The sequence below is a fragment of the Pseudomonas sp. MPR-R2A5 genome (assembly GCF_058793055.1).
In genome coordinates this window covers 208,026-229,941 of sequence record NZ_JBXAFK010000004.1, presented here as the reverse complement: position 1 = coordinate 229,941, position 21,916 = coordinate 208,026, and the positions used below count along the sequence as shown (strand labels likewise).

19 protein-coding genes and 1 pseudogene are annotated in these 21,916 nt (G+C 58.9%); 7 read left to right on the top strand and 13 right to left on the bottom strand.

What is annotated here, in order from left to right:
• Positions 1 to 35 precede the first annotated feature (35 nt).
• The 10 genes from AC1Q6I_RS05055 to arnC form a co-directional block, all read right to left on the bottom strand.
• Positions 36 to 746 carry an HPP family protein gene (locus tag AC1Q6I_RS05055; RefSeq protein WP_102623379.1) on the bottom strand — a complete coding sequence of 237 codons (711 nt, stop codon included), beginning with the start codon at positions 744 to 746 and terminating at the stop codon, positions 36 to 38.
• A gap of 165 nt (positions 747 to 911) precedes the next feature.
• Positions 912 to 1,163, bottom strand: coding sequence for a type VI secretion system contractile sheath small subunit (locus AC1Q6I_RS05050; RefSeq protein WP_081329281.1), 252 nt, complete (start codon positions 1,161 to 1,163; stop codon positions 912 to 914).
• A gap of 213 nt (positions 1,164 to 1,376) precedes the next feature.
• Positions 1,377 to 2,999, bottom strand: a complete 1,623-nt coding sequence (locus AC1Q6I_RS05045) for an ArnT family glycosyltransferase (RefSeq protein ID WP_024075401.1) — start codon at positions 2,997 to 2,999, stop codon at positions 1,377 to 1,379.
• 3 nt (positions 3,000 to 3,002) lie between these two features.
• Entirely contained in the window at positions 3,003 to 4,382 is a 1,380-nt protein-coding gene (locus tag AC1Q6I_RS05040; RefSeq protein WP_024075402.1) for a UDP-glucose dehydrogenase family protein, read from the bottom strand.
• Entirely contained in the window at positions 4,379 to 4,780 is a 402-nt protein-coding gene (arnF, locus tag AC1Q6I_RS05035) for a 4-amino-4-deoxy-L-arabinose-phosphoundecaprenol flippase subunit ArnF (RefSeq protein WP_024075403.1), read from the bottom strand. The genes AC1Q6I_RS05040 and arnF overlap by 4 nt, the downstream gene beginning before the upstream one ends.
• Positions 4,777 to 5,124, bottom strand: a complete 348-nt coding sequence (gene arnE / locus AC1Q6I_RS05030; RefSeq protein WP_024075404.1) for a 4-amino-4-deoxy-L-arabinose-phosphoundecaprenol flippase subunit ArnE — start codon at positions 5,122 to 5,124, stop codon at positions 4,777 to 4,779. Before arnE ends, arnF begins: the two co-directional genes overlap by 4 nt.
• Positions 5,121 to 6,776, bottom strand: coding sequence for a lipid IV(A) 4-amino-4-deoxy-L-arabinosyltransferase (gene arnT / locus AC1Q6I_RS05025; protein WP_024075405.1), 1,656 nt, complete (start codon positions 6,774 to 6,776; stop codon positions 5,121 to 5,123). Before arnT ends, arnE begins: the two co-directional genes overlap by 4 nt.
• Positions 6,773 to 7,657 carry a 4-deoxy-4-formamido-L-arabinose-phosphoundecaprenol deformylase gene (gene arnD, locus AC1Q6I_RS05020; protein ID WP_024075406.1) on the bottom strand — a complete coding sequence of 295 codons (885 nt, stop codon included), beginning with the start codon at positions 7,655 to 7,657 and terminating at the stop codon, positions 6,773 to 6,775. The genes arnT and arnD overlap by 4 nt, the downstream gene beginning before the upstream one ends.
• Positions 7,657 to 9,648 (bottom strand): bifunctional UDP-4-amino-4-deoxy-L-arabinose formyltransferase/UDP-glucuronic acid oxidase ArnA, encoded by a 1,992-nt coding sequence (arnA, locus tag AC1Q6I_RS05015; RefSeq protein ID WP_024075407.1) that lies wholly within the window; start codon positions 9,646 to 9,648, stop codon positions 7,657 to 7,659. The genes arnD and arnA overlap by 1 nt, the downstream gene beginning before the upstream one ends.
• Complete coding sequence (gene arnC / locus AC1Q6I_RS05010; RefSeq protein ID WP_024075408.1) at positions 9,645 to 10,682, bottom strand: undecaprenyl-phosphate 4-deoxy-4-formamido-L-arabinose transferase; 1,038 nt, start codon at positions 10,680 to 10,682, stop codon at positions 9,645 to 9,647. The genes arnA and arnC overlap by 4 nt, the downstream gene beginning before the upstream one ends.
• A gap of 493 nt (positions 10,683 to 11,175) precedes the next feature.
• Between arnC and AC1Q6I_RS05005 the strand changes: the two genes are divergently transcribed.
• On the top strand, positions 11,176 to 11,994 hold the full coding sequence (locus tag AC1Q6I_RS05005) for a M949_RS01915 family surface polysaccharide biosynthesis protein (protein ID WP_024075409.1): 819 nt from the start codon (positions 11,176 to 11,178) through the stop codon (positions 11,992 to 11,994).
• 108 nt (positions 11,995 to 12,102) lie between these two features.
• Positions 12,103 to 13,017 carry a site-specific integrase gene (locus AC1Q6I_RS05000; protein WP_024075410.1) on the top strand — a complete coding sequence of 305 codons (915 nt, stop codon included), beginning with the start codon at positions 12,103 to 12,105 and terminating at the stop codon, positions 13,015 to 13,017.
• 65 nt (positions 13,018 to 13,082) lie between these two features.
• On the opposite strand, the gene AC1Q6I_RS04995 is transcribed toward AC1Q6I_RS05000, so the two are convergent.
• Together AC1Q6I_RS04995 and AC1Q6I_RS04990 are read right to left on the bottom strand one after the other, a co-directional pair.
• Positions 13,083 to 13,940, bottom strand: coding sequence for an SDR family oxidoreductase (locus AC1Q6I_RS04995; protein ID WP_102623378.1), 858 nt, complete (start codon positions 13,938 to 13,940; stop codon positions 13,083 to 13,085).
• A gap of 93 nt (positions 13,941 to 14,033) precedes the next feature.
• Positions 14,034 to 15,245 (bottom strand): multidrug effflux MFS transporter, encoded by a 1,212-nt coding sequence (locus AC1Q6I_RS04990; protein ID WP_102623377.1) that lies wholly within the window; start codon positions 15,243 to 15,245, stop codon positions 14,034 to 14,036.
• Between the two features lie 185 nt (positions 15,246 to 15,430).
• Between AC1Q6I_RS04990 and AC1Q6I_RS04985 the strand changes: the two are divergent.
• A pseudogene (locus AC1Q6I_RS04985) lies at positions 15,431 to 16,201 on the top strand (MCP four helix bundle domain-containing protein); the annotation flags it as partial.
• Entirely contained in the window at positions 16,196 to 17,059 is an 864-nt protein-coding gene (locus AC1Q6I_RS04980) for a methyl-accepting chemotaxis protein (RefSeq protein WP_370531123.1), read from the top strand. The pseudogene AC1Q6I_RS04985 and the gene AC1Q6I_RS04980, both read left to right, overlap by 6 nt.
• Before the next feature lie 64 nt (positions 17,060 to 17,123).
• Here AC1Q6I_RS04980 and AC1Q6I_RS04975 read toward each other — a convergent pair whose 3' ends face one another.
• Positions 17,124 to 17,492 (bottom strand): winged helix-turn-helix transcriptional regulator, encoded by a 369-nt coding sequence (locus tag AC1Q6I_RS04975; RefSeq protein ID WP_024075414.1) that lies wholly within the window; start codon positions 17,490 to 17,492, stop codon positions 17,124 to 17,126.
• Positions 17,493 to 17,591: 99 nt separating this feature from the next.
• On the opposite strand from AC1Q6I_RS04975, the gene AC1Q6I_RS04970 reads away from it, so the two are divergent.
• The 3 genes from AC1Q6I_RS04970 to AC1Q6I_RS04960 all read left to right on the top strand — a co-directional run bounded on the left by AC1Q6I_RS04970 (position 17,592) and on the right by AC1Q6I_RS04960 (position 21,468).
• Entirely contained in the window at positions 17,592 to 18,341 is a 750-nt protein-coding gene (locus AC1Q6I_RS04970) for an SDR family NAD(P)-dependent oxidoreductase (protein WP_069077397.1), read from the top strand.
• 429 nt (positions 18,342 to 18,770) lie between these two features.
• The gene (locus tag AC1Q6I_RS04965; protein ID WP_073663301.1) at positions 18,771 to 19,898 is read left to right on the top strand and encodes a site-specific integrase; all 1,128 of its coding nucleotides are present in this window, start codon (positions 18,771 to 18,773) and stop codon (positions 19,896 to 19,898) included.
• 277 nt (positions 19,899 to 20,175) lie between these two features.
• A complete protein-coding gene (locus AC1Q6I_RS04960; protein ID WP_028688854.1) occupies positions 20,176 to 21,468 on the top strand; it encodes a tyrosine-type recombinase/integrase in 1,293 nt (430 codons plus the stop codon).
• The last annotated feature ends 448 nt before the right edge of the window (positions 21,469 to 21,916 follow it).

Below are 21,916 nucleotides of genomic sequence, written 5' to 3'. Positions count from 1 at the left end.
CACACGGGCGTAAACACCATTCGTCGTGAATGCGCCTACTCCACGCGACTCGCCAACACTTGGCCGATACTTCTGCGCCGCGCATGGCTTTCGGCAGCGTGGATCAGCTGTTCCAGCTCGGAGGGCTCGATGTCGTAGAACTGCTCCATGTCGGATAACGCCAGCTTGAGGTCGGCGGCGGTGATCGATGGGTCTCTTGCTGCCTGAGACTTATTCGTGAAGATGCCCGGTACCTCGGTCGCGCCCTTGGGATAGCGCGTGCGTGTGGCGTTGTTGTAGGCCAGCGCGCACATGAGTAAGGCAGCGGCGCCGAGCATGACCGCCGGCAGTTCCTGCCAGCCGAGGGCCGCCGAGCTGGGGTCGGCCAGTACCAGCGTCATCGCCAGGCCGCCCGCCGGCGGGTGCAGGCAGCGCAGCCAGCAGATCAGGATGACGGTCATGCCCGCCGCCAGGCAGGCGCTGCCCAGGGTGCGCCCCAGTACCCGAGCAACCAACAGCGCGACCACTGCGGCACACAGGTAGCTGCCAATGATCGACCACGGCTGCGCCAGCGCACCGGATGAGACGGCGAACAGCAACACTGCCGAAGCGCCCAGAGGCCCCAGCAAGTGCAGGGCGACTTCCATGCCAAATACTTGGGCGCATACCCAGACACTGAGCAGGGTGCCCAGGGCCATGCCAATCGCGGCACGGCTCCATTCGGCGGGGCGGGTATTGATAGCAGCAGGTAACCAGCGAGCAAGCATTGAGAAAGGGTCCGTCAACAGCAGGCGAAAAAAAAGGCTTGCCTGGTTGCCCGGAAAAGCCCTTTGAACGTTCCAACATTTGGGGGAGGAACCTGCGTAGTGTGCCGGCCCTGATGCAAGGTCGCCAATGCATATTAATGAAGGTTAAGTTCAATAATGATGAACTCAGTTGAGCTGCGGCGAAGGAGTGGGGGCCTGGCAGACCTGGCCGAGGATGCGATTATGCAGTTCATCGCTCAAGAGCCGTTCCTGCAGGTTTTCGCGCACCTTGGGGTCGTTGGACAATGGACCTTTCAGCGCCACCAGGGCGTTACGCAATTCCATGAGGCGTTCCAGCCTGGGGATGGGGATGTAGCCGAGATGGACGTGCTCATGCGTCAACGGAAAAGGAGCATCAAGCAATAAGTCATCGCGCACGGCATCATCCTTTTTAATGAGGTACGCCACTGGGTTGCCTGCGGCTGATAGCGTCCTTGTCGTTATCCATTCGATCAAGGCGTGGCAAATAGTTACCGCCTTTGACGAGCGAGTTTACCGCTGGGCTTCGAGCACGGGGAAGGGGAGCGCCACGCGCCATTACCCATAGTTGTGTAGGAGTTTTCCGGGAAGTGCCGGCCGAAGCCGGCAGCGTCACGGTTGGATGGTTTTGGACAGGTGCAGCAGCACGTAGGGGTTCTTGTCGAACTCGCCGGTGAGCGTTGGCGTGATCGAACGAAAACGCGGGTCTTGCAGCTCTTCAAAGTCAGCTTTGCTCATCACCAGCCATGCTGGCCCCTGGATCGTCGCCAGTTCGGCAGGCAGTTGGGTAAACAGCGGTACCCGGTCGCAATCAAGGTTGACGATCAATTTGATCGCCTTGGCGTCCTTGCCCAGGGCATGCAGCACGACAGGCGCCGGTTGCTGCTTGACCTGCGCCTGAACAGCAAGGCTGAAGGTGCGGGTGTCGTAGAGGCTGCGCTCCAGCGGTTCGACCACCAGAATGTAAGTGCTCCATACCGCCAGCACCGCGGTCAAGGCAGGCGCGAGTGAGCGCAGCCGTGACTTGAATAGCGCCAGCAGCGCCAGTACCTGCAGCACGCCAAGTATGCCGAAGACGCCGCCAAGATGACTCAATTGCTCGGGATAGCGTGGGCGCGCCAGCCACAGGCCGACGATCAGCAGCCCCGGCAGCAGCGTCCACAGCCCCAGCATCAGGCCGCGCAACCAGCCAAACAGGCGGCCCTGCGTCACCTGGAACGGATACGCCGCAATTATTGCCGCCATCGGCAGCATCGGCAGCACATACCGCGCCTTCTTGGCCTGGGGAACCGACAAGCCGAGCATCACCAGCAGGCCCGCCGCCGCGCAATACAGCACCAACTGCAGGGCTGGATCCGGCGCGCGCCGTCCTCCTATCGCCACCGCGAGCAGCACCAGCAAGGCCAACGGGTAGGCCAGCGCGTAATTGCCCATGGAGCTGGTGAAGTAATACAGCACACCGCTGGAGCCTTCACTGCCATCCATGCGCCCCATGAACTGCATGCGGATCACGTCTTGCATGAACACTTCGCCGCCACTGAGCTTGGCCAGCAGCAACAGCAGGCCGACACACGCCACCAGCAGGGCCAGGGCCAGGAAGCCAAAGCTGAACAGCTGGCGCCATTGCCGGTTGATCAGGTAGTAGCTGCACAGCACGCCCGTAGGGATCACCAGGCCGATCGGCCCGCGAATCGCAAACCCCACGAGCAAAAGCAGATACAGCCAGTGCAGGCGCTTGCCCGCACCGAAGTGATCATGGGCATAGCCCAGGTAGAAGACTGCCAGGGCGACAGCCGCGAGCATCTGGTCCAAGGAAACGGCGCGGGTTTCGCTGATGAAGGTGCTGCTGAGCAGCAACATCGCTACGCTCAACAGGCCCCAGCGCTGGGAGTACGGCGCCGTCAGGCGGTACACCAGCATGACAATCAGCGCCGAAGCAATGGACGTTGGCAACCAGGCCGTGAAGCTGTTGACCTGGCCCAAGGGCAAGGACAGCAGCCAGGTCATCAGTGTCGAGGTCGCCAGGTAGTCGGCGTAGGGTTGCCCGTAGGTCGTGGGGAAGAAGCTTGGCCCATGGCGCAGCATCTCCTGGGCGAACACTACGAAGCGCGAGTCAAAGCCGATGATAGCCTGGTGCCAGTTGCCGGCAATGAACAACAGCAACGCCAGCAGCCCCAAGCCAAGGGACTGTCGGCGAATCGTTGCAGTAAGCAGGGGCGCTTGAGCTTTGTTCACGTCTCAGGCTTCCACAACCTGCGGTACCCACTGCTGCTGGGGAATCGGCAACTGGCAGGAGTCGCCACGGCCCATTGGGAAATACTGGAAGCCTTTGCGTGCCAGGCGCTCGCCGTCGTACAAGTTGCGGCCGTCGAAGATCACTGGGGTTTTCAGGCGCTGGTGGATCAGGTCGAAGTCCGGTGCCTTGAACTGCTGCCATTCGGTGCAGACAATCAGCGCATCGGCGCCACTCAGGGTGGATTCGGGGGTGCCCATCAGCATCAGGCGCGGGTCATCGCCGTAGATGCGTTGGGTTTCCTGCATGGCTTCCGGGTCAAAGGCGCGCACATTGGCGCCGGCGGCCCACAATGCTTCCATCAGCACGCGGCTTGGGGCGTCACGCATGTCGTCGGTGTTGGGCTTGAAGGCCAGGCCCCACAGCGCGAAGGTCTTGCCACGCAGGTTGCCCTTGAAGAAGGCATTGACGCGCTCGTACAGCTTGCTCTTCTGGCGCTGGTTGATGGCTTCCACGGCTTCCAGCAGGTCGCTGGAGCAATTGGCCTGCTTGGCGCTGTGGATCAGAGCGCGCATGTCCTTGGGGAAACACGAGCCGCCGTAGCCGCACCCCGGGTAGATGAAGTGGTAGCCAATCCGTGAGTCGGCGCCAATGCCCAGGCGCACGGCTTCGATGTCCGCCCCCAGGTGTTCGGCCAGCTCGGCGATCTGGTTGATAAAGCTGATCTTGGTGGCCAGCATGCAGTTGGCGGCGTACTTGGTCAGTTCGGCGCTGCGCAGGTCCATGAAGATGATGCGGTCGTGGTTGCGGTTGAACGGCGCGTACAGGTCGCGCATGACATCGCGCACTTCTTCGCGCTCGCAGCCGATGATGATCCGGTCCGGGCGGCGGCAGTCGGCAACCGCCGAGCCTTCCTTGAGGAATTCCGGGTTGGAGACGATATCGAACTCCAGGTGCCGGCCAGCCAGGTGCAGGGCTTTCTCGATATGGGCGCGCAAGGTGTCGCCGGTGCCGACGGGAACGGTGGATTTTTCCACCAGGATCACCGGTTCGATGCGATGACGGGCAACTGCGTCGCCCACCGACAGCACGTATTTCAAATCGGCAGAACCGTCTTCATCCGACGGCGTACCCACGGCGATAAACAGCACTTCACCATGTTCGACGGCGAGTTTTTCGTCATAGGTGAAGTTCAGTCGACCGCTTTCCAGGTTCTCCTTGACCATCGCTGCCAACCCTGGCTCGAAAATGCTCACATGGCCCTGCTGCAGCAGCTTGACCTTGTTCTGATCAACGTCCATGCAGATGACATCGTGACCGACTTCGGCTAATACGGTGGCCTGCACCAGACCGACGTAACCACTACCAAATACACTGATTTTCATGGGGCATTCCTGGGGCTTGCAGCGCTAGCACGGCGAGAGTTGATAACCAGTACTCCGAGGATGACCAAGGCCACCCCCAGGGTTTTTGAAAGCGAAAAATGTTCGTTGAACACCGGCAGGCTGGCTGCCAGCAGGTACACCAGCGCGTAGCTGATGCTGAGCAGCGAATAGGCGCGGCCCAGGGGCAGGTGTTTAAGCGCGCCGAGCCAGCAGAGCATCGATAGCGCATAGGCGATGATCGCCAGGATCACTACGCCGAGGGCAGACAGGTCGATGGTGGTGGTGAGCCATTCGTTGGGCAGGGGCAGGCGCGTCATGCTCCAGCGCATGCCCAACTGGGCGGCGCTGACCAGGCCGACACTGCCCAGGGCCAGGGCAAAACCTTGCGCCCGGCTCATACCTGACGCCCCAGCAGCACGACACCGGCAATCACCAATGCCACGCCCAGCCAATGGCGGCTGTCGATGTGCTCTTTGAACACAAAGCGCGCCATCAGTGTGACCAGCACAAAGTTCAGGCTCAGCATCGGGTAAGCCACTCCGACCTCCAGGCGCTGCAGCACCAGCAACCACACCAGCAGGCCGAAGCCCAGGCACAGCAGGGCAGCCCACAGCCAGGGTGAACGCAGTTTCAGCGCCCAACCGTCGGGCTGGTCGCGCCAGCTTTCCACGGCAAACTTCTGCGAGACCTGGCCCATGCAAGTGAGCAGGCAAGCGCTCAGCAACAGCAGCAGGGTGATCATGGTGCAACCTGCGGGAAGATCAGAATCACAAGATTGCCTTGCTCAAAGCGCTGGCCGTCTTCAGGCAGTAACGCAACCTCGGCTATTTCATCCTCGCCTTTAACGCGCATCACCACGCCGACTACGCCTTTTTTACGCGCATCGCTCATCCATTGCTTGACCTGGGTCATGTCGACCTTGTGATGGGTGGCGTCCGGGTAGGCGAGGCCGTATTTCACTTCGCCGACGGTGTTATAGAGGGTGACGTCGGGGCGTTGCAGGCGCCATGCCAGGGCCGATGCCGCTCCCAGGTCATTGCTCAGCAACGCGGCAGACGGTTGAAGGGCCGGCAGGTGATCGATGATGAACTGGTCCGGGGTCTTGTTGTACACCACCGAATGGGGCAGCGCAGCCGGGGCCAACGCCACCAGCAGCCAGCTGCCAAGCACCGGTGCCGCCCACCATTTCAGCGGGCGCGCGGCTTGCAGCAGGTTGACGATGATCCAACCGAACAGGAAAACGAATACCAGCACCAGGCTCAGGGTTTCCTGGCCGTGCTCGTACACCGGTTTTTTCAGTTGAAGCCAGGTCAACGCCAGCAGCGCCACGACCCCGATCACCAGGTTCAGCCAGCCATTGATGCGCAAGGCGCGATCGCGACCCTGAGCCAGTTTATCGGCCAGGGCGTTGCCCATCAGCAAGGCCAGCGGCAGCAGGCACGGCATGATGTAGGACGGCAGCTTGCCCTTGGCCAGGCTGAAGAACGCCAGCGGCATCAGCAACCACAACAACAGGAAGGCGATCCTGGGGGTACGTTTTTCCAGCCAGGCCTGCTTGAGCGTAGCCGGCAGCAATGCCACCCACGGCAACGAGAAGGCTACCAGCAGCGGCAGGTAGTACCAGAATGGCTCGGCGTGCTGGGCGTCCTCACCGGCGAAACGCTGGATATGCTCGTGCCAGAAGAAGAAGTTCCAGTAATCCGGCTCCTGCGAGTGTACGGCCAACGCCCAGGGCAAGCTGACGACGATAGCCACGACCACAGCGACCACGCCGTAGCCGAGCAGCTCGCGAAAGCGTTTTTGCCAGATTGCGTAGGGCAGGGCGATCAGCACGGGCAGCAGCCACGCCAGAAAACCCTTGGTCATAAAACCCATGCCGCAGGCCAGGCCCAGCAATGCCCAGGCGCCCAGGCGACCGTTACGCGTGGTGTTATCGAAGCAGAACCACAGCGCCACGCCTGTCAGGTTGACCCAGAAGGTGAACTGCGGGTCCAGGTTGGCGTAACCGCCCAGGGCGGCGACGCTGACGAAGCTCATGTAGAGCACGGTACTGACCAGGCTCTTGTGCGGGTCATTCCACAGCCGGCGCGACACCAGGTACACCAGCAGGATGCTCAAGCCGGTGCTAAACGCTGAGGCAAAGCGTACGCCGAACAGGTTCTGCCCAAAGATCGCCTGGCCCAGCGCGATCATCCAGTAACCGGCGGCCGGCTTTTCGAAATAGCGAATGCCCATGAAGTGCGGCGAGGCCCACTTGCCGGTCAGCAGCATTTCCTGGCTGATCTGCGCGTAGCGGGTTTCATCCGGAATCCACAGGCCATGGGTGGCCAGCGGCAGCAGATAAAACACACCGAACGCCAACAGTAGCAGGGGCAGCGCCCAACGGCGGATCATGCCTGTTGCACTCCAAGCCAGCCCTCACGCCCACTCAGGGCGCCACGCACCAGGTGTTGCTGGGGCAGGGTGGTCAGGTCCGCGGGCAACAAGTCGCCCAGGGGTTTGAAGTCGATGCCGCGCTGCCCTGCCTGGGCCAGCAACTGGCGAAAATCATTGGCCATCAGAATCCCTTCTACTTCTGCGTGGATCGTGTAGACGTTCAGCTTCGACTCGGCAAAGCGGTCGAGGATGAAGCGGTTGAAGTCCTTGGCAGCCACCACCGGCCCGACGACTTCGTCGAAGGTCGGCAGGTCTACCGGAATTTGTGGGGTGCCCGCGCTGCCATCGGCCAATGTCGGTCGAAACAGGCTGGTGCCCCGGCAATCGCTGTTGTAGCGAAAGTTGAAGCCTTGCTTGGCTTGCACCACGCGTTCATCGGCACGCCAACCGGCCGCCGCTGAACAGTCGATGCGTTCACCGAGGATATCGCTGAGGGTATCGACGCCACGGCGGATCTGCTCCACCAGTTGTGCCTCACTCCAGCGCCCGGTGTTGGCTTGCCAACCGTGGTGATCCCAGGCGTGCAGGCCGACTTCGTGCCCGGCGGCCTTGGCCTGGCGCATCAAGTGCCCCAGGTCACGACCGATCGGCTTGCCCGGCCAGGCGGTGCCGGCCAGCAAGATATCCAGGCCATACAGGCCTACGGCATTGGAACGCAGCATCTTCCACAGGAACTGCGGGCGGATGAGGCGCCACAAGTGGCGCCCCATGTTGTCCGGCCCAACACTGAAGAAGAACGTCGCTTTCACCCCGGCTTCATCCAGGGATTCGAGCAACCGCGGCACACCTTCACGGGTGCCACGGTAGGTGTCGACATCAATGCGAAGACCTGCCTGCATTACTTCTTGTCCGCGATTTCGAGCATGGCTTCTTTCAGGAAGAAGTCGAGGGTGTTGCCGATGGTCTCGCTCATCTCAACGGTTGGCTCCCAGTTCAACAGGCGCTTGGCGTTTTCGATGCTTGGCTTGCGGTGCGCCACGTCCTGGTAACCGGTGCCGTAGAACGCCTTGCTCTCTACGTCGCGGAAACCGGCGAACGGAGGGAAGTTGCTGCGCAGCGGGTGAGCTTCGAACTGACGCAGCAGTTCTTCGCCCAGTTGACGGATGCTGGCTTCGTTTTCCGGGTTGCCGATGTTGATGATCTGGCTATCGCAGACACCGTTGTCGTTATCAATGATACGGGCCAGGGCTTCGATACCGTCGGCGATGTCAGTGAAGCAACGTTTTTGCTCGCCACCGTCGAACAGACGGATCGGGGTGCCTTCCACCAGGTTCAGGATCAACTGGGTAATCGCACGGGAGCTGCCGATACGCGCCGAATCCAGGCGGTCCAGGCGTGGTCCCATCCAGTTGAACGGACGGAACAGGGTGAATTTCAGGCCCTTGTCGCCGTAGGCCCAGATGACGCGGTCGAGCAGTTGCTTGGAGACCGAGTAGATCCAGCGTTGCTTGTTGACCGGGCCGACCACCAGGTTGGAGGTGTCTTCGTCGAAGTACTGGTCCTGGCACATGCCATAGACTTCGGAGGTCGATGGGAAGATCACGCGCTTGTTGTACTTGACGCAGTAGCGCACCAGCTTGAGGTTTTCTTCGAAGTCCAGCTCGAACACGCGCAGCGGGTTGCGGGTGTATTCGATCGGAGTGGCGATGGCCACGAGCGGCAGGACGACGTCGCACTTCTTGATGTGGTACTCGATCCACTCGGTGTGGATGCTGATATCGCCTTCCACGTAATGGAAGTTCGGGTGGCTGCGCAGGCGCTCGATGGCGTCGGAGCCGATATCCAGGCCGTAGACCTCGTAGCGGTCGTCACGCAGCAGGCGCTCGGACAGGTGGTTACCGATAAAGCCGTTCACGCCCAGGATCAGTACACGGGTACGACGTGGCTTGCGGCCGGATTCGGCGCCGCGCAGGACGGAGCCGTCGACCAGGCCCAATTCGTTGGCCAGGGACGGGCCGGCCAGGTACAGGCCGTTGTCATTGCGCTGGCCGAACTTGACCACCAGGGAGTCTTCGCCGCAGGCGATGCGCAGCGGGTTGACGCTGATCACGCGGCCGGGCGCCAGGCCTTCGTTGCCCTTGACGACTTCGGCTTGCCACACGATCAGCTTGTGCTCGCCCACGGCGCAGAAGGCGCCTGGGTAAGGCTGGGTCACGGCACGCACCAGGTTGAACAGTTCTTCAGCCGGCTTTTTCCACTCCAGCTTGCCATCAGCGGCGGTACGGCGGCCAAAATAGGTAGCCTGGCTTTCGTCCTGGGCGGTTTCAGTCAGCTTGCCCGCGGCCAGTTGTGGTAGGGCATCGCGCAGCAGGTTGGTGGCGGCGTCACGCAGTTTGGCGTGCAGGGTCAGGCCGGTGTCGGTGCGCTCGATCGTGACTTTCTGCTGGGCGAGGATAGCGCCAGCGTCGGCACGCTTGACCATGCGGTGCAGGGTCACGCCGGTTTCGGTTTCGCCCTTGACCAGTACCCAGTTGGCCGGTGCGCGGCCACGGTATTTCGGCAACAGCGAACCGTGCAGGTTGAACGCGCCTTTGCTGGCGGTGGCCAACAGGGCTTCGCTGAGCAGGTTGCGGTAGTAGAACGAGAAGATGAAGTCCGGGTTGAGCTTGGCGATGCGCTCGATCCACAGCGGGTGGTTGGCGTCTTCCGGTGCATGCACCGGGATGCCGTTGCGGGCGCACAGTTGCGCGACGGAACCGTAGAAATTGTTTTCCTTGGGGTCATCGGCATGGGTGAACACGGCAGCAATGTCGTAGCCAGCCGTCAGCAAGGCTTCAATGCCAGCACAGCCAATATCGTGATAAGCGAATACAACGGCTTTTGAATTCATGACGAAACCTGATCGGAAGGAGAAGTAGTGGTGGTATGGGAGGACGCCAGGCCGTCGACGACGACCACGGGTGCCGGTGCTGCCGGTTGGTTGCGCAGCACTTTTTCAATAAAGAACCGAGGGCGGGCGCGCACATCGCTGTACATGCGGCCCAGGTATTCACCCAAGAGGCCCATGCCGATGAACTGGCCGCCGGTGAACACGAAGAGCACCGCAAACAGCACGAAGGTGCCATCACCGGCCCATTGGGCACCGAAGGCCAGGCGCAGGATGATCAGCGCAAATGCGAACAGCCCGCCCAGGCCCGCCAGGCAGAAGCCGACAATAGACAGCAGGCGCAGCGGGGTGGTGGTCATGCAGGTCAGCAGATCGAACATCAGGCTGATCAGGCGCATGGCACTGTATTTGGATTCGCCGTGCTCGCGCTCGGCGTGGTTTACGAGGATTTCCGTGGTGTGGCGGGCAAACCCGTTGGCCAGGATCGGGATAAAGGTGCTGCGCTCGCGGCAGGCAAGCATGGCGTCGACGATGGTGCGGCGGTACGCGCGCAGCATGCAGCCGTAGTCGGTCATGGCCACACCGGTGGAGCGTTGCACGGCCAGGTTGATCAGGCGCGAAGGCCAGCGGCGGAAGGCCGAGTCCTGGCGATTGTTGCGCACGGTGGCGACCACGTCGTAACCCAGGGCGGCTTGTTCCACCAGGCGCGGGATTTCTTCCGGCGGGTTCTGCAGGTCGGCGTCGAGGGTGATCACCACGTCGCCGCGGCACTGCTCGAAACCAGCCATGATCGCCGCATGCTGGCCGTAGTTGCGGTTAAGGATCACCGCCACCACGTTGCTACCGTCTTCTTCGGCGGCGTTTTCCAGCAACTGGGCGGATTTGTCACGGCTACCGTCATCCACCAGGATGATTTCGTATTCGTAGGCCAGTTGCTTGCAGGCTGCGGTGGTGCGACGCAGCAATTCAGGCAGGCTCTCTTGTTCGTTGTAGACCGGAATAACGATCGACACACAATGAATAGGGTAGGGTTTCAAAGATTCATGACCTCGGGGTTAGATCAGCTTGGTGCGTGAAAACAGCAGCAATCAGTGGGCGAAAATGCAGGCAACTGATCAAAAGGCAGTGGGGTGCGTGGTGTTCATTCAACGTCCTGAAGGCTGACCGTGTGTTCTTCCTAAGTGAACTGGAGTAAAGACCATTTCGCGCAAAGGTAAAGGGTAATCAACTAGTTAGTCCGTAAAGCGCGGTTTGCTCTCAAGTCCGTGAACCCAAGATTAAGCGTAAAAATGTTGTACGAATATGAAAGCCTGATGAAAAACTCGTTTATTTGACAGGTAGACAGCTAGGGTTCAGCTAGGTACCTAACGTGTTGAGCCGTGCGGTAAATCCGCGAAATAGACGCGTGTTGGCCGCTGATGGGAGCCTGCAGGCAAACAACGGCTTCGACCGCCGAATTTATTCAACAATCTTCTCTGCATTGCCGCTCAAGTGCCGGTAAAGTAAGCCATCTCTTGCCAGGGTACTCGGATGAATAGCGTGCAGCTTTTGCGTGGCCAGTTGCGGCCCGCGTTGATGGGCTTGTTGATGACGATGGCGTGTATCACGACCGTGCGGGCCGATGAGGGGGTGGCGCTGACCCCGGTCACCCAGGTGCCGGAGGGCGTTGAAGTCCGCGGTAAGCAGGTTGCCGCCTATACATGGGACGACCGGCAGGGCAAGAACCTGCTGGTGCTCGCCGAACAACTCAATGAACGCGAGGACGATGGCACCCAATCGGCATTTGTCTATGCAGCCCAATACCTGATCGATGGCGACCGCCCCAAACGCATGTGGATGCTCTACGACGATGTACAGCATTGTGAGTTCGACGCGGCGTTGCACTTCGACATGGCTGCGACCAAGGTCACCGACCTGGCCGGCGACGGCCTCACCCAGGCTACCGTGGGTTACTCGCGCACCTGCACCAGCGATGTCAGCCCTAACGAATTCAAGCTGATCATGCATGTGGGCAAGTCGCAGAAGTACCGTTTGCGCGGTGTCGACCGCTACGGCGCCAGCTGGTGGGACGAAGAGGCCGGCGCACTGCGCGGCATGCCGTTGCCCAAGGACTGCAGCGTAGCCGGGCAACAGGCGCTGGTCAGCCAGTATAAGGAGCAGGGTACCGAACTGCCGTTGCCGGGTTGCTATACCGACGAGAAGGATTTTGCCAAGGCGCCGGAGAACTACCTGACGTTCATGCGCCAGCACTGGTTTGCGCTGATGCAGAAGCAGGATGCCGAGTGGAGCCAGTCCCAGACCCTACCTCAGCCTCAGGAACCCACCGAGGATGACGAAACGGCCCCGTGATGTGGCAGGCGGGCGGGTCCTGCGTTAGACTCGCCCCCTCGCCATTCACTAAATACCTCGATTTAACAATGACTTGATCGAGGTATTTAATCCAAAGGCTGATCTACCTTGACTGAGTCTATCCGCAATCCACTGACCCTCTATCTCACTCGCCTGGCCCCCTCCAGCCAATTGACCATGCGCTATGTGCTGCAAGACGCAGCCGACCGCCTGGGGTACGAGGACATCAACCTCGAAGACATTGACTGGCACCTGCTGCAACCTGAACACGTGATCGCGCTCGTCGCTGCCTTGCGCGAGGACGGCTATGCCCCCAATACCTCATCGTTGTATGTGAACGCGGTGCGCGGGGTGATGAACGAAGCCTGGCGCATCAGCCTGATCAGCCAGGAGCATCTGTTGAAGATGCGTTCGGTCAAGGCGACTCCTGGCAGCCGCCTGGGCCAGGGGCGCAACCTGCGACGCACGCTGATCCGCGAAATGATGGAAGTCTGCGCCGCCGACCCGCGCCCCCAGGGCCTGCGCGATGCCGCTGTGATCGGCATCCTCTACGGTTCAGGTATGCGCAAGTCGGAATCGGTCAACCTCGACCTGGGGCAGATCAATTTCCAGGAACGCAGCTTGCGGGTGATCGGCAAGGGCAACAAGGAGCTGGTCAAGTACGCGCCAGACTGGGCTTTCGCCAAGTTGCAGGCCTGGCTGGCGTTTCGCCGCGAACAGCTCAAGGAAGGTGAACAAGACGATACCTTTCTCTTCAACCGCATCCGTCGGGGCAGCCATATCACACGCGAGCGCATCACCAAGCACGCGATTTACTACATTGCCCGTCAGCGCGGTGAGCAGGTCGGCGTGAAGATCATGCCCCACGATTTCCGCCGCTCGTTTATCACGCGGGTGATCGAAGAGCACGACCTGTCGATCGCACAGAAACTGGCGCACCACACCAATATCCAGACCACCGCCAGTTATGACGTGCGTGACGACAACGAGCGGCGGCGGGCGGTGGACCGGTTTGATTTGTAAACGATCAGCGCACTATTCAACCGTGTGGGAGGGAGCAAGCCTCTCCCACCGGGTAATGTGCAGGATCAGAGGATCGGTTTACCGCCGGTGACGGCGTAACGGGAGCCCGATATGTAGCTGGCTTCGTCCGAGGCCAGCAGCACATAGATCGGCGCCACCTCTACCGGTTGCCCAGGACGGCCCAGCGGTGTTTCGCTGCCAAAACTCTGCACATCTTCATCGGGCATGGTCGCCACGATCAACGGCGTCCAGATTGGGCCGGGTGCGACGCTGTTGACGCGAATACCCTTGCTGCCCAGCAACTGCGCCAGGCCACCGGTGAAGTTGGCTATCGCGCCTTTGGTGGCGGCATAGGCCAGCAACGTCGGCTTGGGCATGTCGGAATTGACTGAACTGGTGTTGATGATCGAACTGCCGGCCTTCATATGGGGCAGGGCGGCCTTGCAGATACGAAACATCGCGGTGATGTTGATATCGAAGGTCTTGACCCATTCTTCATCCTCGATTTCTTCGAGGGTTTCGTGGGTCATCTGGAAGGCAGCATTGTTCACCAGCACATCGATGCGACCGAACTGTTCGACAGTCTTGTCGACCAACGCCTGGCAGTTGGCCTTTTGCGCGATGTCGCCGGGCAACAACAGGCACTGGCGACCGGCTTGCTCGACCCAGCGTGCGGTTTCACGGGCATCTTCATGTTCGTCCAGGTAGGCGATCGCCACATCGGCGCCTTCGCGGGCAAATGCGATGGCCACAGCGCGGCCAATACCGCTGTCGGCACCGGTAATCAGAGCGATTTTATTCGCCAGCCGGCCTGAGCCCTTGTAGCTCTGCTCGCCGCAGTCGGGGTACGGGTCCATTTTTTTCTGGGAGCCGGGTACCGATTGGGCTTGAGGGGCGAAAGGCGGGCGAGGGTAGTCGGTCATTTCAAACTCCATAGCTGTTTAAGGGTGCTATGGAATTAGGTGTTTGCCCGCCCGCGATAGTTGTAATGGATGCCTTCCAGGCCCGACGAATGGTTACGGCGAAGGCAGGCCACTGGAGCGCAAGTGTGCCGGCAGACGGCGCAAGGTCCATAAAGTGGTGAACATTGCGGCCACGGCACACAGCGCGATACCGAGTAGCATGGGGGCCGGAGTGTGGTCTGCAAACAACCCGACCAGGGTCATGGACGCGGCCGCGGTGATCATCTGAATGGCACCGAGCAGGGCTGACGCAGAACCGGCCACCGCGCCATGATCCTCCAGGGACAGCACCCCGGCGGCCGGCAACAGCAAGCCGAGAAAGCCAAAACCGATAAACAGCAGCGTCATCATCAAGGCCAAGTGGCTGCCCCACAGCGTGGTGGTGGCCAACACGAGCATGACCGCCGCTACCGCCACCACCGACCAGCGAATCAACGGCGCCAGGCCAAAGCGTGCGCTCAGGCGTGCGGTGAGTTGGCTCATGGCAAAGAACGAGGCCGCGTTCAGCGCAAAGCACAGGCTGAATTGGGTCGGCGTCAGGCCGAAATACTCGATATATACGAACGGTGCGCTGCCGATAAACACGAAGAACGTCGCCAGGCCAAACCCGCACACCACCGACAACCCGGTGAACACCGGGTCGCGCAGCAGGGCGCCGTAGCTGCCGAACGCGCTGCCCAGGGTCTTGCCCAGCCGGCGTTCGGCGGGGTGGGTTTCGGGAAGTTGCACGATGGTCATCACCAGGCAGAGCAGCGCCACCACGGCAAGTACCACGAATACCTCGCGCCAACTCCAGAGCGAGATGACCAGGCTACCGGCCAGCGGGGCCAGGATCGGCGACACACTCATCACCAGCATCAGCAATGCCATCAGGCGCGCGGCCTCATGGCCGGTGTACAGGTCGCGCACAATCGCCCGGGGAATCACCATCCCGGCACACGCACCAAAGGCCTGAACCGCGCGAAAACCAATCAATACTTCAATGCTCGGCGCCAAGGCACAACCGATACTGCCCACGGCGAAGATCAACAGGCCGGCGTAGATCGGCAGCTTGCGCCCGAATACGTCGCTGATCGGGCCATAGAACAACTGGCACACACCAATGATCATGAAGAACACCGTGAGGCTCATCTGCACTGCCGAAGGCGAAGCGCTCAGGCTGGCACCCAAGGTCGGTAGCGCGGGCAGGTAGATATCGATGGCGAAGGGGCCGACGGCGGTGATCAGGCCCAACAGCACGGCGAGGTGGGCGATACGTTTGGGCATGGCAGTTCCGGGCGAAGCAAAGGCCGATCAGCTTAAAGAACCGCTTGCCTGCAAACAAGCCGCTGCACCGGCTTTGAGGTAAACCGCGCAGTTGCTCGAACTTAGGCTTCAATAACATAGAGCTTCAGCCGATAACGTGTTCAGTGATGTTCAAGCGGTAGGACTACCAACCGGCGGTCCAGGCTATGGGGAAAACCAGCATGACGATCAAACTACGCTTGATGTTGTTGATTGCGACCGGGTTGATCACCGCCCTGATCATGAGCCTGGCCAGTTATCTGGGGAATAACCAGATGAGCGATGCCGTGCGGGACAGCGAGGTCAGCATGACGGTGCTGCGCAACCATATGGAAGCCGACATGATGCACGACGCCCTGCGCGCCGACGTGTTGTCGGCGATGTTGGTGGGGTTGGGCAAAAGCACCAGCACCAAAGCCGAGGTCACTGCCTCGCTGAACGAGCATGCCGAACACTTCCGGCAGGTATTGGGAGATAACCTCAAGCTGCCGCTGGATGACACGCTCAAGGCCGCCCTGGAAAAAATCAAACCGAGTCTCGACACCTATATCAGCGCCAGCGAGCGTATCGTCGCGCTGGCCTTGGAGAATCCAGAGGCTGCTCGTGCCGATCTGGGCGCGTTCAACAGCATTTTCAGCCAGTTGGAAGAACAGATGGCGACCTTGAGTGGCCTGATCGAAAACAACACCCAACAAACCGGCAGCGAGACGCGCCAGACTATCAGCAACGCCAACTTCACCCTGGGCGCGGTATTGATTGCCAGTCTTTTGCTGCTCCTGGCGCAGGGGCGCTGGGTCACCCTGAGCATTATGGGGCCGTTGCAGGCCGCCAGCCGTATTGCCGATAGCATTGCCCATGGCAACTTGAGCGAGCCGATTATCGAGCCCAAACGCAAGGACGAAGCCAGCGCGCTGATCCGTAGCCTCGCCACAATGCAGCGGGATTTGCGCGGCATGATCGAAGTGGTGCGCAGCAATGCCCATGGCGTCAATGGCATGAGCGAGCAACTGAGCCATGGCTGCCATCAGGTGTCAGGCAGTAGCCAACAGCAGAGCGCCGCCGCCAGTACCATGGCCGCAGCGGCGAGTGAAATGACCGCCAGTATTGAGGAAATCACCCGCCATGCCGGACGAGCCCTGACCATGGCCAACCAGGCGCAAGCCTTGGCCACCGATGGTGGGCGGGTGATTCACCAGGTCGTCAGTGACATGGACGGCATTGCCCGTTCAGCGCAGCAGTCGGCCTTGGTGATCCGTACACTGGACAAGGAATCCGAAGCGATCTTCAGCATTATCCAGGTCATCAAGGGGATCGCCGACCAAACCAACCTATTGGCCCTGAACGCCGCGATTGAGGCCGCTCGCGCCGGTGAGCAGGGGCGTGGTTTTGCGGTGGTCGCCGATGAAGTGCGCAGCCTGGCCGGACGCACCAGTGCATCCACCCAGGAAATCGCCAGCATGGTCGGGCGTATCCAGCAAAGCACCCGGGAGGCGGTGACCAGCATGGAGGAGGGCGTCGCCCAAGTCGATAAAGGCATGGCGGTGACCGCTGATGTCGAGCGCGCCATCCGCGAGATTCTGCAGGCCACCCTCAATACCACGGAACTGGTGAACGATATTTCCCGCACCATCAGCGAGCAGAGCCTGGCCAGTAATGAAATTGCCCATCAAGTGGAGATGATCGCGGGCATGTCGGAAAACAATACTCGGGTGATAACACAAACGGCCTCGACGACGGATGAGTTGTCCTTGCTGGCAGGTGAGCTCTCACAGTCAGTCGATCGTTTTCGCCTTTGATGGTTTTTAATGTAACTTGTTGATTTAACTCAACTAAATAGTCATTTAGTTGAGTTGGGTAACGTCAGGAAACTGAAGGCTGGGCGAGGGCGGTTGTTCTTCGCTCGCTGATGCGCTCGACCGTTTCCATATGCTCCGTCCCCCAGGCGCACAGCGCGCCCAGCGCAGTGGCCAGGGATTGCCCGAAAGGCGTGAGGGAATACTCGACCTTGGGCGGTATCTCCTGAAAGTCCATACGCGCAATGATTTCGTCGCGCTCCAGTTCTTTCAATTGCTGGATCAATACCTTATCGGTCACACCGCCAATGGCGCGTCTCAATTCGCCGTAACGGTGAACATCCTTCGCCAGATGATAAAGAACCAACGGTTTCCACTTCCCGCCGATGACTGCAAGGGCTGCGTCGAGCCCGCAACTGAAAGCGTTATTGGCCATGGTCGTGCTCACTGATTGGGTACTTACCAAAAGGTGCATACTATTCAAATTAAAAGCGCGGATCTACAGTTGGGCCTCAACTTTTCTTGGGAAACCATCATGAACAGGCTCATCGGAAAAATTGCAGTCATTACCGGCGGGAACAGCGGCATCGGACTGGCCGCTGCCATACGTTTCGCTGATGAAGGTGCACAGGTCGTTGTCGTGGGACGCCGTCAGGCGGAACTGGACAAGGCGTTGCAGCTTATCGGCCATGACGCCGTTGCGATCCAGGGCGACATTTCCAGGCTGGACGACCTTGAGCGTATTTACACGCAAATCAAGGCGGACAAGGGGCGGATCGACATCCTGTTCGCCAATGCAGGGCTTGGGGATTTCCAGCCCATAGGATCGATCACTGAAGAGTCTTTTGACCGCACGTTTGGTATCAACGTCAAAGGCACATTGTTCACCGTGCAAAAGGCCTTGCCGCTGATGAGCGCGGGCGGCTCGGTGATCCTGACCGGCTCGACGACGGCAAGCATGGGGACACCGGCATTCAGCGTGTATAGCGCCACCAAGGCGGCGCTGCGTAATTTCGCCAGGAGCTGGGCGCTGGATTTGAAAGGCACGGGCATACGCATCAACGTGCTTTCGCCAGGACCGATCTCGACACCTGGCCTGGATTCGGCATTGGCCACAACGGGCCAGGCTGATGCGATCGTCGACGGTATGATCACGCAGTTGCCACTGGGCCGCATCGGCAAGCCGGAAGAAGTTGCCGCCGCGGCATTGTTCCTGGCTTCGGAAGAAAGCAGCTTTATGACCGGGAGCGAAATGTTCGTGGATGGCGGTTTCGCTCAGGTTTGAGACGACGCAGTTTTGGCCGATGGCCAAGAGGGGTTTTGCCTGCTGAAATCCGGTGGGCATTGTCCCTCAATACGTAACATCGTATTACGCATAATGTATATTATGTTAAATTGTGTGTCATGCCAGGTTACTGGCCAATCTCCCGCCAACTGTGACGCCTGATGAAAAAGTAGAAAATGACTGATTAAAAAAAATACCAAGATATCAGTGAGATGCAGCATTCTCCGCTGTCAAGGTTTCCCTTGCCCCCCCTCGTTAACGGTTAAAAAAGGAGAATCCTGATGAGGCTTTTGCCTGTTTAAAAAGCCTAAAAAGAAGACTAAATACTGTGCTATTTTTCAAGAGTACTCGTGACTTCCTTTTAGACCAATGGGATCGTCAATGTCAAAAGTCATAGACCCTCGGCCTGTCCTTGCTGGTCCCGAAAGTATGTCTCTCGATCTCGGGCTGTACTACGCTCGCTACCCCTGCATCGAAGCCTTCCTCAGTAGTCTCTCCGCTAATCTTGATGTAGAAACGGACTTAAAATGCGCTATCCGCTTTCTTGCATATCATAGTCACCCGCTTGGAACCTTTAATAATTACCGAACATTCGTTGAACGTTTGCTCCTATGGAGCTGGATTGTCGCCGAAAAAACTGTACTGACACTAGATAAAGAGACGTTTACGAATTTTATTACTTTTTGCAAGATGCCACCTTCAAATTGGGTTGGATTTTCTACAACCGCTAGATTCGCTCAAGTCGATGGTAATTCGGTTTTCAATGAATCATGGCGGCCTTTCAATATTCGAGCATCTAAAGATGTAGGGGCGCGCAGCCCTAAAGTGGAAACCTTGCGTTTCATTCGTAGCGTTTGTAGTTCATTTTATGGTTTTCTCTGCGAGGAAGATGTGATAGCGATAAATCCAGCTATATCATCACGAACTTTCTATGGAAGAGGAATGCGCGCTACTTACCCTGTGGAACGATATTTAACTTCCGAGCAATTAGGTCAGGTTCTGCAAGCGCTAGAATTTCATGCGCTGGGTGATCCTGCTGGTGAGCGTGCTCTTTTTATAATAGCAGCAACGACTCTTATGTGTTTGCATGCTGCAGACCTTGCAAATGCTGATAACTACTGCCCATGCATGAATTGCTTTGTTCTAGACGATGCCAGATGGTGGTTGATACTAGAGGCGCCAGGTCGGCTGCTAAGGAAAGTTGAAGTCACTCCAGAGTTCCTGCCCTACTTGAGACGCTATCGAAAAAGCCGAGGACTACCCCCGTTCCCAGAGCAGAACGAAGAAATCCCTATCTTGGAGGCTAGTCACGGGCGCCCCGGTCTTTCCGTGCGACAAATACGAAGCATTGTTAAAGAAGCGCTTATGAAAGCTCATGCAAGCATTACTTCTACAGACAAAGGCGGTGAGCACTGGAATATCCTGCTTGGTGGCAGTATGCGTTTTTTGAAAGAAAGCGGCGCAAAGATTCGTGCGCAAAGCTTCCGCCCTGCCGAGTTGCAGAAATATCTAGGCATTTTCAGCTTGGCTTATACCTATGGAAGGTATTATGGTTGATAGAGCGTTCCCCGCTAGCTTAAATTCCTGGCCTATAAGCTTCTCTGGCGGGACGCCCGGCAGACTCATTTCTCCCATTTAAAAATCCGACTCCAATCGTAACTGCATGTTATTAAACGTATTATTTGTAAGGATCATGGGGTTACAGATTTTAAGAAGGACAGCGAGGATTGATCGGAGAAATCTAAGCAATATCCGATAATCACCAGACCCGGATATTGCTCTATACTACGCTGAAAGACCGATATAGACGCATTCGCCCAGGTTGAACCACTTCATGTCGCAGCATCCCCAGCCGCTTTTCGAGACCTTTGATCGCTTCCACGAACTCAACTTTCTTCACCTCAATGGCGAGCTTCCAGCGGTTCGGGACTTCCTCCATGGTTGTGCCGATGAGCTCCAGGCCGTCGAGGGCTATCGCGCCGTTCGGGGATTTCTGAAGTCCTACGCCGGCAACGAAGCCACGTTCAACTCCTATCGAACCCACGTCGAGCGGCTGCTGCTCTGGTCCCTACTGGTGGCTGTCAAGCCCCTTGTTGAACTGCGTCGCCGGGACGCCGAGGCCTTCATGGAGTTCTGCCTCAACCCGCCCGCCGACTGGATAGGTCCGGTCGTAAAGTCCCGCTTCCTGCGCGTGGGTGGTCGCAAGAAGCTCGACACGGACACCTACATCGTCAATTTGCAATGGCGACCTTTCAGTCACACTGTGGCCAAGCGCGAACGCAAGATTGCCGAAGAGGCCGTTGCCGCCCTTCCCTCCCGTCCCTACCGCTTGTCCCAGGGATCGGTGGCTCAGGTATTCGCAGTCTGCGGCAGCTTCTTCCAACACGCGATTGATGAGGGTCTCACCGAGGTGAACCCCTTCCGGGCGGTAAAACAGAAATCCATCTACAAGCAACGCAACACCTTGGATGTGGCGTCACGTTCCCTGACTCCGCTGCAGTGGAGCTACGTGATCGAGACTGCCGAGCAGATGGCCGCGACCGACCCGACACACGAACGCACTCTGTTCATCGTTGCGACTCTGTTCTCCATGTACCTGCGAGTCTCCGATCTGGTCGGGCGTGACAACTGGACGCCTACCATGGGCGACATCCGCCGCGATAGCATGGGCAACTGGTGGTTTCATGTGGTGGGCAAAGGCAACAAGGCCGCCAAGATCAGCATCCGCGACGAATACATCCAGAACTACCTGATACGCTATCGCCAGCATTTACAGCTCTCCCCCCAGCCATCTGCCCACGAGAAAACACCGTTGATCAGTTCCCTGAAGGGGCGTGGTGGGCTATCTGATCGACATATTCGCCTGCTGCTCCAAGGGCTATTTGATCGCGCTATGGGGCGTATGGCTGAGGAAGGCTGGAGCGATGACGAAATAGACCAGTTGCGTTCAGCTTCACTGCATTGGTTACGCCACACCTCCGCAACCTTTGATGCACCATATCGAGAGATGAAGGACCTCCAGGCTGACCTTCGTCACAATAGTCTCAGCACTACCCAAAATACGTACTACAACTCGCTGGACGAACAACGGGCACACTCGGTGAAAAGCCTTCCAATCAGACGTTAGACGCCCATTAAACACACACTTGTTTAGCCATCGCGCATAGCTTGAGAACGAGAAAATTTTCCTTGGCTCAGGTGATGGGTGAGTTATGCAACCAGCGCATGCTCGACCTCGACTCGCGGACATGCCATCTGCTTGCTGGCGCGTTTCTGCGCCAGCAAGAAATCAGGAGGTCGCGCTTCCGTCGTCATTGAAAAAGTCATCACGGGAGATGCGTCCGAAATCGCTGAGGTCTTGGTCTTACTGGTCTTCAGCGACCGTCTCGAAGATCGTCGATCATTGCAGCCTTCGTGCTGTACTTGGCTCCGAGATGTACCAGCCTCTCGATGTTCGCGGCAGTGAAGAACTGGTGGCCGGCAGCGATGACTCTCTGTGCTTTGATAATCCCGTGCAGGACTTCACCCACCCATTTCGCAGGCTGCGATCTTCAGGCGTTGGGGTTCGACAAGGC